This is a genomic window from Actinotalea soli (genome assembly GCF_017565425.1).
GTDB classification, from domain to species: Bacteria; Actinomycetota; Actinomycetes; order Actinomycetales; family Cellulomonadaceae; genus Actinotalea; species Actinotalea soli.
On record NZ_JAGEMK010000004.1, the window covers coordinates 17,957 to 33,208 of the forward strand.

14 protein-coding genes are annotated in these 15,252 nt (G+C 71.7%); 7 read left to right on the plus strand and 7 right to left on the minus strand.

From position 1 onward, the window contains the following. Positions 1–13: 13 nt before the first annotated feature. The 6 genes from J4G33_RS09210 to J4G33_RS09235 are packed head-to-tail and all read right to left on the minus strand — an operon-like array spanning position 14 to position 5,103. Entirely contained in the window at positions 14–550 is a 537-nt protein-coding gene (locus J4G33_RS09210) for an acyltransferase (protein ID WP_243758897.1), read from the minus strand. Then, a complete protein-coding gene (locus J4G33_RS09215) occupies positions 547–1,398 on the minus strand; it encodes a glycosyltransferase family 2 protein (protein WP_208055675.1) in 852 nt (283 codons plus the stop codon). The genes J4G33_RS09210 and J4G33_RS09215 overlap by 4 nt, the downstream gene beginning before the upstream one ends. A 45-nt stretch (positions 1,399–1,443) precedes the next feature. Next, a complete protein-coding gene (locus tag J4G33_RS09220; RefSeq protein WP_243758898.1) occupies positions 1,444–2,721 on the minus strand; it encodes an NAD(P)H-dependent oxidoreductase in 1,278 nt (425 codons plus the stop codon). A 14-nt stretch (positions 2,722–2,735) separates the two neighbouring features. Beyond that, positions 2,736–3,281: a dTDP-4-dehydrorhamnose 3,5-epimerase gene (rfbC, locus tag J4G33_RS09225; protein WP_208055677.1), complete on the minus strand. Its 546-nt coding sequence runs from the start codon at positions 3,279–3,281 to the stop codon at positions 2,736–2,738. Further along, positions 3,278–4,306 carry an NAD-dependent epimerase/dehydratase family protein gene (locus tag J4G33_RS09230; protein WP_208055678.1) on the minus strand — a complete coding sequence of 343 codons (1,029 nt, stop codon included), beginning with the start codon at positions 4,304–4,306 and terminating at the stop codon, positions 3,278–3,280. Before J4G33_RS09230 ends, rfbC begins: the two co-directional genes overlap by 4 nt. Before the next feature lie 2 nt (positions 4,307–4,308). Continuing rightward, positions 4,309–5,103: a glucose-1-phosphate cytidylyltransferase gene (locus J4G33_RS09235; RefSeq protein WP_208055679.1), complete on the minus strand. Its 795-nt coding sequence runs from the start codon at positions 5,101–5,103 to the stop codon at positions 4,309–4,311. 229 nt (positions 5,104–5,332) lie between these two features. On the opposite strand from J4G33_RS09235, the gene J4G33_RS09240 reads away from it, so the two are divergent. From J4G33_RS09240 to J4G33_RS09250, 3 genes are read left to right on the plus strand one after another with little or no spacing between them, the layout of a single operon-like run. Continuing rightward, complete coding sequence (locus J4G33_RS09240) at positions 5,333–6,304, plus strand: hypothetical protein (RefSeq protein WP_208055680.1); 972 nt, start codon at positions 5,333–5,335, stop codon at positions 6,302–6,304. A gap of 8 nt (positions 6,305–6,312) precedes the next feature. After that, positions 6,313–7,728 (plus strand): O-antigen ligase family protein, encoded by a 1,416-nt coding sequence (locus J4G33_RS09245; RefSeq protein ID WP_208055681.1) that lies wholly within the window; start codon positions 6,313–6,315, stop codon positions 7,726–7,728. Continuing rightward, positions 7,725–8,615, plus strand: a complete 891-nt coding sequence (locus J4G33_RS09250; protein WP_208055682.1) for a right-handed parallel beta-helix repeat-containing protein — start codon at positions 7,725–7,727, stop codon at positions 8,613–8,615. Before J4G33_RS09245 ends, J4G33_RS09250 begins: the two co-directional genes overlap by 4 nt. Positions 8,616–8,618: 3 nt before the next feature. Here J4G33_RS09250 and J4G33_RS09255 read toward each other — a convergent pair whose 3' ends face one another. Further along, a complete protein-coding gene (locus tag J4G33_RS09255) occupies positions 8,619–9,752 on the minus strand; it encodes a glycosyltransferase family protein (RefSeq protein ID WP_208055683.1) in 1,134 nt (377 codons plus the stop codon). Positions 9,753–9,919: 167 nt separating this feature from the next. Between J4G33_RS09255 and J4G33_RS09260 the strand changes: the two genes are divergently transcribed. From J4G33_RS09260 to J4G33_RS17785, 4 genes are all read left to right on the plus strand, one after another. Further along, positions 9,920–10,750: a glycosyltransferase family 2 protein gene (locus tag J4G33_RS09260; protein ID WP_208055684.1), complete on the plus strand. Its 831-nt coding sequence runs from the start codon at positions 9,920–9,922 to the stop codon at positions 10,748–10,750. Continuing rightward, positions 10,747–12,213: a lipopolysaccharide biosynthesis protein gene (locus J4G33_RS17780; RefSeq protein ID WP_208055685.1), complete on the plus strand. Its 1,467-nt coding sequence runs from the start codon at positions 10,747–10,749 to the stop codon at positions 12,211–12,213. The genes J4G33_RS09260 and J4G33_RS17780 overlap by 4 nt, the downstream gene beginning before the upstream one ends. Positions 12,214–12,454: 241 nt before the next feature. Continuing rightward, positions 12,455–13,546 carry a right-handed parallel beta-helix repeat-containing protein gene (locus J4G33_RS09270; RefSeq protein ID WP_208055686.1) on the plus strand — a complete coding sequence of 364 codons (1,092 nt, stop codon included), beginning with the start codon at positions 12,455–12,457 and terminating at the stop codon, positions 13,544–13,546. A 256-nt stretch (positions 13,547–13,802) separates the two neighbouring features. Next, positions 13,803–15,251 (plus strand): right-handed parallel beta-helix repeat-containing protein, encoded by a 1,449-nt coding sequence (locus J4G33_RS17785; protein ID WP_208055687.1) that lies wholly within the window; start codon positions 13,803–13,805, stop codon positions 15,249–15,251. Position 15,252 lies beyond the last annotated feature (1 nt).

A 15,252-nucleotide genomic window follows, 5' to 3' on the forward strand; every position in this document is an offset into this window, starting at 1 on the left:
ACGGCGTGAGGGCTCAGCGCGCGTCGTCGTGGTGCCCGTCCAGGCCTGCCCGCCACCCCACCACGCGTGCCGGGCTTCCGACAGCGATGCATCCCGCAGGGAGCGACCGGGAGACCACCGAGCCGGCCCCGACCACAGCCCCGTCACCGACGGTGACCCCCGGCAGGACGACGACGCGCGCGCCGAGCCACACGTCCGAGCCGATCACCACGTCCCGCTCGACCTTCGGCTGGTCCATGATCGGCACGCCGTGCCTGGTCCCGTAGTTGCTGGCCGTGATGAAGACCTCCGGCGCGAGCAGCGCGTTGTCCCCCAGCACGATCCGGCCCGTCGAGTCCCCCGCCCACAGGCAGGACCGCTCACCGACGTGGACGTCGTGACCGAGGCTGATCCGCTCGCCGTTGCGCAGGCTCGCCGTGGGCGACATCCGCAGGCCCGGACCAGCGCTCATGCGGCGCCTGGGCTCGACGTGGGCGTAGGAGTAGAAGCGGGCGACCTTGAGCAGGTGGACGAGCAGGCGCGGGCGGAGCACCGCCGGGAGCCGACTCATCCGGGGACCCGTGAGGTCCGGTCGGCCGCCCAGGACCGGTCACCCGTGGCGCGACGTCGCGCGGCCAGCACCCGGCTGGCGACGGTCACCACCACGAAGGCGAGCAGATCGGCCAGGCTGATGACACGCGCCCGGGCCAACCTCAGCAGGTCCTGCAGCCCGTGGTCGGACTCGGGCGGCCGCAGCTGGTCGAGCTCGCGGTTGCCGTTGACGATGCGCGCGCGGCGAGCCACGAGGGCGGACACCGTCCGTGCTGCGTGAGCGACGAACTCACCGCTCACGACCACCCGCTGACTCACCGGGAACTGCCGCAGGACCCACCCGTCGTCGTTCGTGACGTCGGGCAGCGCACCGATGTCGGCGAGGGCTGCGGCGTTGAGCGCGAAGACGCCGGAGCCGACCATCGAGGAGCTCACGTACGGCAGAGCGGTCCAGGCCCGGTAGTAGCGGCGCACCCACCACGAGGAACGAGAGGCGTCCACCCGGAGCCGCGCCGAGGCCAGGACGGGCTCCGCCCGCCCCAGGACACGGCACACGGCGAGGGCCGTGGACGTCGGCAGCTCGATGTCCGCGTCCAGGACCACGACCGGCCCACCCGCAGCGTGATCGATGCCCTCACGGATCGCCGCGATCTTGGACGGGCGGTCGAGGTCGATCACGACGACCGGGAAGCGCAGCCTGTCGGCCGCGGCCCGTGCCCTCGCCACCGTGCCGTCGCTGGAGCCGTTGCTCACGACCACCACGTCGAAGTCGTCGGGCCGCGCGCCGGCGAGCAAGACCTCGAGACAGCGCTCGATCACGGACTCTTCGTCGTGCGCAGGGATGACGATCGTCGCTCGATCAGCCACGGATGCCCTCCTGCTCGACGACTCGCGCGGCGGACCCGTGCGGCGTCATGGCACCAGGTCCACCATGGCCGCCTGCGCCGCCCGCAGCTGGTCCACGAGCCGTCCCTGCGGCAGCTCGACGTCGGCGTAGGTCAGGGCGCCGTCCTTCGGGACGTCCCTCAGCAGCCGGCACCCCTCGGCCACACCGACCGGCAGCAGCGCGTCGCGCGCGGTGACGTCCGCCCGCTCGGCCTCGCCGTAGTAGTGGTAGCCACCGAGGGCGTCGAGCACGGTCCCTGCCGCCAGGTCGGTCTTGGCCGTCGTGACGGCCTCGACCGTGGGGGCGCCGACCGGGACGATCGTGGCCTCACCGAGCAGGGCGGCACGGGCGATCGTGTTGGGCACCTCGAAGTGGCACAGGTGGTACGGCGTGTAGAAGCTGTAGAGCGGTCCGGTACCCAGCTTGTAGAGCTCGAGGTAGTGCCGCTGCTTGGGGTCGTCATGGGTCGCGAAGACGTAGACGCCCGGTCCGGGCTGCGCGCCGACGACGTAGTCCACGGCGCCGCCCAGGGCACGAAGCTCGTCGACGTCGTACCGAGCCGTGAGCGTGTCGATGTGCTCGGGGTGGTCCCGGCCGAGCATCCCGCGCCGGTGCACCGACATGCCGGTCGCGTTGGCCACGACGGCCTGCTCGATGCTGATCTTGGTCCCGTCCGCGAAACTCGTGACCATGTGGGGGTCCTGCCCCCAGCGGCGTGCGAAGCCCTCCTGCGTCGTGGGGTTGCGGTAGGGGTCCTGCAGACCCTTGATGTTGCCGCAGACGAGGGGCTCGAGCCCCATCCCCTTGACGAAGCGGTACAGGTTCATCTGCACCCCCGGCTGGTCCCCGTCGCAGCCCGTGTAGACGACCCCGGCCGAGGCTGCCCGGCGAGCGAGCTCGGGCCCGACCGTCGCGTCGACCTCGGCGTTCATCAGGACGAGGTGCTTGCCGTGCTCGAAGCAGGACAGGGCGATGCGCGCGCCCAGCTCGACGGCTCCGGTCACGTCGACCACCACGTCCACCCCGTCGGCGCGGGTGACCGCCTCCATGTCCGGGGTGACGGCCGGCGTCCCGGCCAGGACGGCGCGGTCCAGCGCCGCGGCGTCGTCCACGTGCACGACCTTCTCGACCCCGGCCTCGGTGAAGGCCCGCTCGCCCTGCTCGGGGCGACGCGCCGCGATGGCCACGACCTCCATGCCCGGGACCGAGTTGACGATCTGGTTGACCAGCCCCCGGCCCATGAACCCTGCACCCACCAGGGCGACGCGGATCGGGCGGGAGTCCCGCTGGCGCTCGGCGAGCATCCTGTCGACGATGATCACTGGTCGGCCCCCAGGCTCGCGACCAGGGGCCACGAGGCGTCCTTGTCGGAGATGAGGGTCACCTCGTGCGGCCAGGAGATGCCGAAGGCGGGGTCGTCGTAGCGGTACCCCTGCTCGCCCCCGGGCACGTACGGGCCACTGACCTGGTAGGTCACCTCGGTGCCGTCGACGAGGGTCTGGTAGCCGTGGGCCACGTAGGCGGGGATGAACAGCGCCCGCCGGTTCTCGGCCGTGAGCTCGACCATGACGTGCTGGCCGTAGGTCGGGGACTCGGGACGGACGTCGACCGCCACGTCCACGATCGCCCCCGCGGTGCACCGGACGAGCTTGCCCTCGGCGTGCGGGGGCACCTGCCGGTGCAGACCGCGCAGGGTGCCTGCCTTGTGGTTGTACGACAGGTTGCACTGGGCGACGCCGACGTCGATGCCGTGGGCGGCGAACTCCTCGGCGTCGAAGGTCCGCGCGAACAGCCCACGGTCGTCGGAGAAGGGGTCCAGGTCGACGATGATCGCACCGTCGACGGCCGTGGTCGTGTACCTCATGGCTGCACCGTCCAGAAGAGCTTCTCGTCCACCTGGCCGGTGGCCATGAGGTGCTGGATCTGCTTCAGGCGCGTGTGGCCCCGGCCCTGGAAGGTGGGGGCGTCGAGGTCGATGCGCTCGAAGACCTCGCGCAGCTGCACGGCGCCCTTCTTGACGTCCCACTCGCACTCGAAGCCCGGGAGCACCCGGCGGATCTTGTCGAAGGCCACCTGGTAGCTGCGGTTGTCGGCGCTCGGCGGGCCGAACGTCACCTCGCAGCCCGGGAACTCGGCCGCGACCGTCTCGGCGATCTCACGGACGGTGCGGTTGTTCTCCTCGCTGCCCACGTTCAGGACCTGGGCGTGCACGTCGGCACGGGGGGCGGCGAGCACCATCCGGATCGCGCGGGCGATGTCCAGGCCGTGCACCAGCGGCCGCCAGGGCGTGCCGTCGCTCGTCATCGCGATGCTCTTCTCCGTCCAGGCCAGCCCGGCGAGGTTGTTGAGCACGATGTCGAAGCGCATGCGCGGGGAGGCGCCGAAGGCCGTCGCGTTGCGCAGGAAGGTCGGCGAGAAGGAGTCGTCGGCGAGCGGGGTCACGTCGCGCTCGACCAGTGCCTTGCAGCGCGCGTACGCGGTCTGCGGGTTGGTCGGGCTCGTCTCGTCGACCACGCCGTCGGCCACGCCGTACACGCTGCACGAGGACATGTAGACGAAGCGCGAGACCCCGGCCTCCTTGGCCAGGGTCGCGAGGCGCACCGAGCCGTGGTGGTTGATGTCGTACGTGACGTCACCGATGAGGTCACCGATGGGGTCGTTGCTGAGCTCGGCCATGTGGACGACCGCGTCGAACCCCTCGAGGTCGGCGACCGTGATGTCGCGGATGTCCTTGGAGACGGTCCGGGGCACCTCGGGCGAGCCGTGGTAGAGCCAGCCGTGACGGTAGTAGCCCGTGTCGACGCCCACGACGTCGTGCCCCTCCGCGAGGAGGGTGGGGGCGAGCAGGGAGCCGAGGTACCCCTCGGTACCGGTGACGAGAACGCGCACGATCAGTCCTTCCAGATCTTCCACGGGGCGGTGCCGGAGTCCCAGAGCTTGTTGAGCTCGGTCCAGTCCCGGAAGGTGTCCATCCCCATCCAGAAGCCCTGGTGCTCGAAGACCGACAGCTGCCGGTCGCGGGCGAGGGTCTGCAGGGGGGCGGACTCGAGCATCATGTCGACGTCGTCCGGGATGTACTTCTCGACGAACTCCCGCTCGAAGAGGAAGAAGCCGCCGTTGACCCAGCCCTCGGCGAGGGTGGGCTTCTCGTTGAACTCGGTGACGGTCGAGCCGTCGACGTGCATCTCGCCGTAGCGGCTGCTCGGGTGGACCCCCGTGAGGGTGCCCAGGAGTCCCGAGCGCTCGTGGTGCTCGACGAGCGAGGTGATGTCGACGTCGCCGATGCCGTCGCCGTAGGTCAGGGCGAAGCGCGGGGCGTCGAGGTGCTGGGCGAGCCGGGCGACCCGCGCGCCGGTACCCGTGGTGAGCCCGGTCTCGACGAAGGTGATCTCCCAGTCCTCACGACCGACCTCGTTGTGGAACACGGGCTCGTCGCCGTTGCCCAGGTGCAGCGTGAAGTCCGAGGTGAGGTGCCGGTAGTCCAGGAAGTACTGCTTGATCAGGTCGGACTTGTAGCCGAGCGCCAGCACGAACTTGCGGAACCCGTGCTCGCTGTACGTCTTCATGACGTGCCACAGGATCGGCCGACCGCCGATGTCCACGAGCGGCTTGGGCAGCTTCTCGCTCGCCTCGCGCAGCCGTGTCCCCATGCCACCGCACAGGATCACCACCGGAATGTCACTCACGTCGTGGGCCATGTCGCCCCTCCCCCAGGTCGTCGAGTCGCCGGCGCTCCCGGGACGAGTGACCCGACGCACCGCGTCCTTGCAGGCCCAACGATACGGGTACGGAGGGGAGCAATTCGGACAGATCGTGTGAAAATCACCCGTTTGCGTCAGGGTCGGGCGTCCGTCGTGGGGCACTATGGACGAGGGCTCGTCGGTGCGCCCTCCCCACACCCCTTGGATGGAGCTCATGGACGTCTGGACCCTTCTCCGCACGACCCTACGACGCTGGTACGTCTTCGTACCCGTCCTCGTCGTCGCCCTCGCCCTCGGCTACACGGCGGCCCGCGACCTCCCCCCGGTCTACGTGACGCAGAGCTCGGCCATCCTCACGGGCCCGGCGCTCATCCCCGGCGACGAGGAGGGCGAGATCGACGAGATCAACCCCTTCCTGAGCCTGGGCGGCTCGCTCACGACGACCACCGCGGCCATGGTCGTGCTGATGGACAGCGAGCCCACCCGCTACGAGCTCGACGAGGCCGGCCTGGAGACCGAGTACGAGGTCGACCGGGTCGACGCGGTGCTCTACTTCGACGTCGAGGGGCTCGACGAGGTCGCCGTGACCGAGACGGCCAACGAGCTCGTCCGGATCGCCGACGTCAAGCTCGCGGAGCTGCAGGAAGCAGCCGACAGCGACCCGGACACCCGCATCCAGGTGGTCCCGCTGACCTCCCCCCAGGTCGCCCTCGAGGGCTCGACCGGAGGCGTGCAGCTCATCGCGGTCGCGGGCGTCGTCGGGCTCGTGCTCGGCTCCGGCCTGGCGGTCGCCCTGGACGGCTTCCTCACCTGGCGGCGGCGGCGCGCGGAGGAGGCCACCCTGGCCTCCGAGAGCGTCAGCGCCGTCGGATGGTCGCCCGCCGACGAGAGGGACCCGGTCGAGGGCGACCCGGTCGAGGGCGGCCAGGTCGAGGGCGGCCAGGTCGAGGGTGGCCAGGTCGGGGGCGACGTCGTCGAGCTCCCCGAGGCGCCGACGTGGGCCGCAGCCGAGGAGCCGAGGGACGAGGACGCCCCGGCGACCGAGCCCGACGCGACCGAGCGTGCACGCCACGTCGCGCCGGAGAGCCCCGAGGCCACCGACGCGACGCACGACCAGGCCGATGCCGAGCCCTCCGAGCACGACCACCTGGCGTCGAGCGGCAGACGGACGACCGAGCACGGCTGAGGGCACCCATGAGCAGCCCCGTGGACCCTCCGCAGCGACTCCTGCGCGACCCTCTCCTCGTCGTCCACCTGGTCCTGATCCTGTCCCTGGCGATCCCGGGGCGCCTCATCGTCGAACCGTTGGGGGCCCTCGGAGCCCCCGCGACCATCCTCACGATCGGCGCGGTCGCCCTCTACGTGATCGCCCGGATGATCCCGGGTTACCTCGCCGACGGGTACCAGCCGATGCGGGTCCCGCTGATCCTCTTCTGGGTCGTGATGCTGGTCAGCTACGGCGCGGGCAAGGTGCAGGTCCTCAGCGTCCTGGAGACGAACGCGAGCGACCGTGCCCTGATCGTCCAGACCGGGTACGTGGCCCTCGCGCTCCTCGTCGCCGACGGCACGCGTACCCGGCGAGACCTCGACCGGCTGCTGCGCCTGGTCGTGGTCATGGCCTCGGCACTGGCGGTCTACGGCATCGTGCAGTTCGTCACGGACATCGCCCCCGACATGTACATCCACGTGCCGGGCCTCACCCTGCAGGCCGCCGAGGTCTCGGCCGAACGCTCGATCTTCACCCGGGTGCAGGGCACGGCGCTCCACCCCATCGAGTTCGGTGTGGTGCTCGCCATCGCCCTGCCCGTCGCGCTGCACTACATGCTCCACGGCACCGCCGACGGCCGCCGCTCGCACTGGTGGAAGGTCGCTGTGGTGACCATGGTCGTCGCGTCACCGATGGCCGTCTCGCGATCCTCGGTGCTGGGGATCGGGGTCGGGGTCGGGGTGCTCGCCCTGACGTGGACCAACCGCCAACGTCTCATCGGGGCCGTGGCCGGGATGGTCCTCCTCGTCGCGATGCGCTCCACCTTCCCCGGCCTGCTCGGCACCCTGCGCGCCATGTTCGTCTTCGCCGGGGACGACCCGAGCATCGAGGGCCGCACCCAGGACTTCCCGCGCGTCATGGCCTTCTTCCAGGAGAACCCGTGGCTGGGACGTGGCCTCGGGACGTTGGTACCCGCCGAGCACTTCTTCCTCGACAACCAGTACCTGGGTGAGCTGATCACCGGGGGGCTCGTGGCCCTGGCGATGCTCATCGCACTGTTCCTGGCGGCGATCGGCGTGGGCCGCGGCGTGTTCCACCACGCGCAGGGCCCCGACGCGCGCGCCCTGGGCCAGGCCCTGGTCGCCGCCTCGGCGGTGAGCCTCGTGACCTGGGTCACCTATGACGGGATGGGCTTCCGCACCAACGCCGCGCTGGCGTTCATCGTCTTCGGCGCGACGGGCGCCCTCTGGCGGCTCGAGGTCGGGCGTCGGCACTGGGGGCGCGGGCTCAACAAGCGCCCGCCAGCCGTCGAGCGCCCCGAGCCCGGGCCTGTCGAGACGCGCACCGCGCAGACGACGGCGGGCCAGGTCGCCGAACCTGCAGCCCTCGGAGGGCCCTCATGACTCGCCGCCCCCGCCCCCTCGACCGCGCCCTGGGGCTGGGCCTGGGCGTGGCCGTCGCCGGCCTGCTGGCGGCGTGCAGCCCGCCCTCCCCCGACCCGGGAGCGGCGGCCACACCCTCCGCGACCAGCGACCCGACCTCGCCCGAGGACCAGAGTCCCGTCCCTCCGGACCGCGCAGACTGGCCCGACGACGCGTCCACCGGGGTCACCGAGGGCGTCGATCTCCGTGAGCGGACCCCGGGCACCTGGGACGCCTCGAGCACCGCGTACGAGGGGGTCCTGGTCCCGGGGGACGTCACGCTCACCGGGGACGACGTCGTGCTCCGCGACGTCCGCGTCGAGGGGCACCTCCTCGTCACGGGCGACTCCGTGGTGCTCGAGAACGCGGAGGTCGCCACCCTGTCGATCTCCGGGGCGACGAACGTGACCGTGCGCAGCACCGAGGTCTTCGGGCTCGAGGGCGAGGACGGCATCCACCTCACCTCGGACCGCGGTCGGGTGGCCGACATCGTGATCGAGGACAGCTGGATCCACTCGCCGAAGGTGACGGAGTCGAGCCACTACGACGGGATCCAGGTCCGAGGCGTCGACCGCCTCACGTTCCGGGGCAACGCCGTCGAGCTGGGACCGCACACCCCCGAGCTCAATGCCGCGGTCTTCCTCGAGCAGGCCAACGGCGACAACTTCGACGTCGTCATCGAGGACAACTGGCTCGACGGAGGCGGGTTCCCGCTCTACCTCAGCGGCACGGGCGTGACGGTCGCGGGCAACGTCATCGGGCCGGCCCGCGGCTACGGTCTGGTCTACCCGGACGCAGAGCCCCAGGACCTCGTTCAGGACGGGAACGTCCTCGGCGAGGACGGTGCGGCGGCCACCCTGGAGTGGTGACCCTCACCCGGGGATGAGCAACGGCGCGCTCTCGTGCTCTCGAGCCCGGGCCTCGAGGTGCTCGAGCCTGCCGGTGAGCCCTGGCCCCGGCTCGAGCCCCACCGCACTCAGCACCTCGGCCCAGCGATGGGCCCAGTCGTGCCGACGCAAGGACTCGACCACCCCGGCACGGCTGGCCCGCGCCACCCGGAGCGGGTCCCCGTCCAGCTCGCCGATCACGTCCACGACCCTCGGCTCGGGCGCAGCGATCTCGACGAGGGCGTCCGGCCAGTCGAAGCACCGCGCGAAGTCGGCGACAGCCGGAGCCGAGCCGAGCAGCACGGCACCGGCCGCGAGCGACTCGAAGTAGCGGTTGGTGAGCGACTCCTCGCCCGCTGTCCGACCGACCCGTCCCGGCTCGTCGTTGTTCTTGTAGACCACGCTGTACCGGCTGCGCTGGAGCGACCGCGCGAGCGCAGCCCGGTGCTCGCGAGGGCCGGTGACGTCGAACGGGCCTCTGACGGTGTCGTACTGGTAGTGGAGGCTCCCGGCCGCCGCGGCGGCGAGGAGCGCCTCGTGGGTGCCGTCGAGCCGCCGTCCGTAGCTCATCACATCCGTCCCCCGCACCGGCGCCGGCACCGGGGGGGCGAAGAGGTCGACATCGACCGCGGTGGGCAGGTAGGTGCACGGCACCCCGCTGATCGCCTCCACCGCGGCGGCCGCGTCCCGGCTGAAGAGGAACACGTGGTCGAAGCCGCGCAGCAGACGCAGGTAGTCCTCGACCTGGGGGACCTGCGGGGTCCACAGCTCGACGATGAACGCGACCTTGGCCGCCGACCGCTCGAGCTGCGGACGCACGAGAGGCAGAGCGCCGAGCTCGTGCGCGGCGGCGAAGACGCCGAAGAAGAGATCCGTCTCGACGGCCTCGTCGACCCGCACCATCGGCGCTCGGCGCGAACGCCCCACCCTGCGGCCGACGCGGTTCACCGCCCCGTGGACCAGAGCCCCCGCGCCGCTCGCCCGGCGACCGCCCGGGGCCAGGAGCGTGGCGTCCTCGACCGCACAGATGACATCCTCGAGCTCGTACTGCGAGGCCTGCCAGACCTTCTGCTCGAGGGCCCGTCGGGAGAGGACGACGGCACGGCTGCGCGATGACATGGCGGTCACGATAGCGACCCGGACGACCAGCGACGCGGCCCCGTCACCCGAACGGCCCACGCCGGGTTCGTCATTGCTTGTCCGATATGTACCATCGAAACCACTCGCACCGGAGCGGGCCCGAGCCCCGCCGTCCGGCGGGCTGATGACCGACGAGGGGCGCACCCATGGCACGAGGCCGAGCAGTCCAACGCGTGGCCGACGCGCTCCGTACGACCGTCGGCATCTGGGCCCTGTTCGAGGCGCGCAACAAGGCCCTCGGCTGGCCCGCGGCCCTGCGCTGGCGGCTGCGCGAGCGAGCCGAGCTGCGGCGCCTGCGTGCGACCGTCACCGTCCCGCCGGCCAGCGTCACCACCGTGGTCCCCACCTACCGGCGGCCCGAGCTCGTCGTCGCCGCGGTCCGCAGCGCCCTCGCCCAGGACGTCGCCGACCACACCGTGATCGTGGTCGACGACGGTGCCGGCCTCCCGCCGCTGCCCGAGGACGACCGCCTGGTCGCGGTCTCGCTGAGCTCGAACACGGGCGTGCTCGGGCTCGTCCGCAACGTCGGGCTGGGGCTGGCCCGGTCCCCGGTCGCCGCCTTCCTCGACGACGACAACACCTGGCACCCCCACCACCTGTCGACCGCCCTCGCGGCGATCGAGGCAGGGGCCGAGGGCGTCTACACGGCAGTCGAGCGGGTCCACCCCGACGGCACCGAGCTCGACGTCCTCTCGACCCCCTTCGACCGGCGTCGCCTGTCGGACGACTCCTTCATCGACGCCAACAGCATCGTCGTCCGGCTGGGACGGGGCGTGCGGTTCAGCACCCTCCCACGTCGACGGGCCACGCTGCCCAAGGAGGACTGGGAGTTCCTCTGGCGCTTCAGCCGCCGCCGCCGCGTGGTGCACGTGCCCACGGTGACCGTGCGGTACACGGTCAACCCGGAGAGCTACTACACGTCGTGGTCCTCCCCGGACTCCCCGCCCGTGACGGCGCCGACGGAGCGCACGCCGTGACCCAGGAGACCGAGAGCCCGGTCAGCGCCCAGGGTCTCGCCTCGGGGACACGCTGGATGGTGATGGGACGCCTGGTGACCCAGGTCTCCCGGTTCGTGGTCTCGATCCTCCTCGCCCGCCTGCTGACCCCCGAGGCCTTCGGCCTCGTCGCCGTGGCGATGACGACGATCCTCGCCCTCGAGGTCTTCAAGGACCTCGGGACGGGGGCAGCCGTCATCCAGCGCCCCGAGGTCGACCAGGCCCTGCTCAGCAGCGTCTTCTACTTCAACGTCCTCGCGGGGGTCGTGTGCGCAGCGGCCATGTTCTTCGGCGCCCCGCTCATCGCGACGGCCTTCGGCACCCCTGACGCGACCTCGGTGGTGCGCGCCCTGTCGGTCATCATGGTGCTGAGTGGGCTCACCCAGACCCACCACGCCGTCCTGCGGCGCTCGATGCGCTTCAGCGGGGTCGCGGCGGTCGAGATGGCCGGAGCCCTGGTGAACGGGGCCGTGAGCATCACGCTCGCCCTGCTCGGCGCGGGGGTCTGGGCCATGGTGTGGGGCAACATCGCCGGCGTCCTGGCCGGGTCGGTCATCGCGTGGATCCGCTCCGGGTGGAAGCCGTCGGCCGTGCTCCGCGCCGCGCCGCTCCGTTCGATCGCCGGCTTCAGCCTGAACACCGCAGCCTTCAACGCGACGACCTTCGCCCTGATGAACGCTGACAAGATCCTGGTGAGCCGGTCGCTGGGGGCACCGGCGCTCGGCGTCTACTCCCTCGCGCAGCGGACGATCAACTACCCGATGGAGTCGGTCGCGCACGTCCTCATGACGGTGCTCTTCCCCGCCTTCTCCCGCATCCAGGACGACAACGCCGCGCTGCGTCGCGGGTACACGCGGGCCCTCGGCGCGATCGCCTTCCTGACCTTGCCCCTCATGGTCGGCGCGGCCACCGTGGCCCGACCCCTGGTCGAGGTCGTGCTCGGCGAGGAGTGGACCGACCTGATCCCCCTCCTGTGGTTCATGGCCCCCGCCGGCGCACTGGCAGCCCTGCTCAGCGCCGTGAACACCCTGTACTCGGCCAAGGGTCGGGCGGACTGGATGTTCCGGTGGGGACTCGCGAGCGGTGCGTTCACCCTCGTCGGCTTCGTCGTGGGCCTCCGCTGGGGCTTGGTCGGGCTCGCGGTCGCCTACCTGGCCGTGACCCTGATCCAGACGCCGGTGGGGCTGTGGATCGTGCTCCGGCTGATCGACATGCGCCTCAGCACGCTGCTGCGCAGCCTGCTGCCCTACGTCGCCATGACCGCCGCGATGGCCGCCGCGACGAGCGGGGTGGTCGCGGCGACGGCCGGAGCCGGGGCGGCTCCCTGGGTGCAGCTCGCCGTGGGGGTCCTGACCGGGGCCGTCGTCTACGGGGGGCTCGCCGCCTGGGTGCACCCGCCGGCGGTGGCGGACTCCTTGACGCTGATCCGGCGCGGCGAGAGGTAGGGCGGCCCGCGCCCCGGACCGGGCACGGCGAAGATCTTTATCACAGATCAGGCCCGTCGTCACGATCAACATGTCCGCACTGCGAGACCTCAGCCCGACGAAAAGGGTCACGGCGGCACAGAGCAGGGCCAATCGTCGGCAGCACCTTGCGAAGTTCACCCGTTCGGGCGGTACGGTGGTCACGAACCGATAACGATGCGCCGAAGACGTCGCGCCCCCTACCCCCCAAGGACGCCCCTTCATGCCCCGTGCCCACACACACCTCGTGCGTGCTGCGGCGGTCTCGGCCGTCGTGGCCCTGAGCGCCGCAGGATGCTCCGCCGCCGACCCCGAGAACGACCCGTGGGAGCAGGTGGACGGCGGTGCGGTCGAGGCCCTCGAGCCCGACCCCACGACGGCCCCCACCTCCCCGAGCCCTGCCCCCAGCCCGACCGACGAGCCCGAGCTGGTCGAGGAGCCCGCGCCCGTCGACCCCACGGTCGAGCAGCCCGCCGTCGAGCCGGTCAGCGAGGCAGACCCCGAGCCCCGCGAGGACGACTCCCCGTCCCGCGGCGGGACCCGTGACCCGGAGCCCAGCGCCCCGGAGCCGACCACGCCCGCCCCGACCACCCCCGGCGGCGGCTCGCCGACCACCGGGCCCGGGGTCGATGCCGGGCTGACCGACCCGGGCGCGCTGCGCACCGTGCCCGCGAGCGGCCTCAAGGACGGCGAGGTGCTCCAGAACGCGCGGATCACCGGTGACATGGTCGTGACCGGCAAGGACGTCACGCTGAAGAACGTCCAGGTCGACGGCGAGATCATCCTCCGGGGATCGGGCGCGACGGTGACCGACTCCAAGGTCGGAGCGCTCAGCGTCTCGGGGGCCGCCGGTGTCACCATCTCCCGCGTCGAGATCTCCGGCGCCTCGGGCAAGGACGGCATCCACGTCACCTCGGACACCGGGCGGGTCACCGACCTGGTCATCGAGGACTCCCGCATCCACTCGCCGGCCGTGACCGCCAACAGCCACTACGACGGCATCCAGGTGCGCGGCGTGGACGGCCTCACCCTGCGCGGGAACTCCTTCGAGCTCGGCCCGCACAAGCCGCAGCTCAATGCCGCGATCTTCCTCCAGGAGGCCAACGGCGGGAACACGAACGTGACGATCGACGACAACTACGTCGACGGCGGTGGGTTCACCCTCTACCTCGCTGGCAAGAACGTCGCGATCACGAACAACACCTTCGGCCCGAACGGCCGTTGGGGCCTGGTCTACCCGAAGTCGGACACCTCCTCGGTCGCCTTCCGCGGCAACGTGTGGGCCGAGTCCGGCTCGAAGGCCTCCCTGGGCTGAGCTCGCACCTCAGCGACGGAAGCCATCACCCGTCGTCGAGGGTCAGGACGGGGCGGGACGCGAGAGCGTCCCGCCCCGTCCTTCGTCGTTCCCGCCACCAGCACGAGGCAACCCCTCAGGACCCTCCCGACCCTGCCGATGACTCCGACGACCGACAGCTGTCGGCCCGTCCCTCCGCTGAGGACCCGTCATCGTGCCCCTGCCTCGTGCCCCCAGGACCAGCAGCCCACGACCGCCGCGCGCCCGGCGTGGGTCCGTGCGGCTTCTCCTCCTCCCCCTGCTCCTGACCGCCCTGGTCTCGACCGGCCTCGCGAGCGCGGCTCCGGCCGCCGAGGCGGCCACCCCTCGACTGACGATCGCGCTGACCGTGACCGGTCCGACCACGATCACCCAGGGGGCCTCCACCTCGATCCGCACGACCTACCGCAAGCACGGCTCCCCCGTCGCGTCCGCGAACCTGACCCTGCAGCGACGCACCGACGGGCGGTGGGTGGACGTGCGCGGTCCCGTCGCCATCCGCAAGGGCATCGGTACGCGCGGCCTCACCCCGTCGACCAGCGGGACCTTCCGCCTGCGGAACCACGACAGCAGCGCCCACAGCCGCACCTTCACGGTGACGGTGCGCAAGCCCGCCGTCTCGGCCACGGTGAGCACGACGAACGTCACCGCGGGGCAGTCCGCCACCGTCACGGCCAGCTACACCACGGCAGGGATCGCCCCGGCGCGAGCGACCCTCGTCCTGCAGCGCAAGAGCGGCAGCGCCTGGGTCGACGCCGGCTCCTTCGTGGCTCAGCACGGTGCCGGGACGCGCACCGTGACGCCGACCGCGACGACGACCTACCGGGTCCGCAACCACTACCGGTCGGCGACGACCGCGCCCTTCACGGTGACGGTCGCGCCCCCCGCCGCACCCGAACCGGTGGTCCCGCCGGCGGTCCCGCCGGCTGCCCCGCCCGCCGCGGGAGGATCCGGGGGCGGCCAGACCTGGACGACCGTCTCCCGGCTCCCTGACAACACCCTGACCGGCGTCCGCTCCGGCACCACCCTCACCACCTCGAGCAAGACGTCGCTCTCGGCCACGGCCCAGACCGTCGAGGGTGTGCGGTTCACCGGGGACCTCGTCGTGACGGGGAACGACCTCGTCCTGCGTGACGTCGTCGTCGACGGGGAGCTCATCGTGCGCGGATCGCAGCGCGTGACCCTCGAGCACTCGACGGTCGGGGCCTTCAGCATCTCCGGCTCGACGCGGGTGACGGCGCGCCGTCTCGACGTGCGTGGGCGCAGCGGCAAGGACGGGGTGCACGTCACCTCGGACACCGGGCGGGTGGCCGACGTGCTCATCCAGGACTCGCGCATCCACTCCCCCGCGGTGACCGCGACCAGCCACTACGACGGCATCCAGGTGCGCGGTGCCGATCGCCTGACCCTGCGCGGGAACTCCTTCGAGCTCGGCCCGCACAAGCCGCAGTACAACGCCGCGATCTTCCTCCAGGAGGCCAACGGCGGGAACACCGCGGTGACCATCGAGGACAACTGGATCGACGGTGGTGGCTACGTGCTCTACCTCGCCGGCCGGCACGTCACGCTCACCAGGAACACCTTCGGCCCGAACGGTCGGTGGGGTCTGGTGTTCCCGGCCTCGGACCTGTCCTCGGTCACCTTCGAGGGGAACACCTGGGGCACAGGAGCTGCCGCGACCCTCTAAC

Bases quoted from the DNA above. Each gene is read 5' to 3' on its own strand.
- J4G33_RS09245 (WP_208055681.1), top strand. From the start codon at position 6,313: ATGAGCAGCCCCGTGGACCCTCCGCAGCGACTCCTGCGCGACCCTCTC.
- J4G33_RS09270 (WP_208055686.1), top strand. From the start codon at position 12,455: ATGCCCCGTGCCCACACACACCTCGTGCGTGCTGCGGCGGTCTCGGCC.
- J4G33_RS09255 (WP_208055683.1), bottom strand. From the start codon at position 9,752: ATGTCATCGCGCAGCCGTGCCGTCGTCCTCTCCCGACGGGCCCTCGAG.
- J4G33_RS09220 (WP_243758898.1), bottom strand. From the start codon at position 2,721: ATGCTCGCCGAGCGCCAGCGGGACTCCCGCCCGATCCGCGTCGCCCTG.
- J4G33_RS09240 (WP_208055680.1), top strand. From the start codon at position 5,333: ATGGACGTCTGGACCCTTCTCCGCACGACCCTACGACGCTGGTACGTC.
- rfbC (WP_208055677.1), bottom strand. From the start codon at position 3,281: ATGAGGTACACGACCACGGCCGTCGACGGTGCGATCATCGTCGACCTG.
- J4G33_RS09210 (WP_243758897.1), bottom strand. From the start codon at position 550: ATGAGTCGGCTCCCGGCGGTGCTCCGCCCGCGCCTGCTCGTCCACCTG.
- J4G33_RS09250 (WP_208055682.1), top strand. From the start codon at position 7,725: ATGACTCGCCGCCCCCGCCCCCTCGACCGCGCCCTGGGGCTGGGCCTG.
- J4G33_RS09260 (WP_208055684.1), top strand. From the start codon at position 9,920: ATGGCACGAGGCCGAGCAGTCCAACGCGTGGCCGACGCGCTCCGTACG.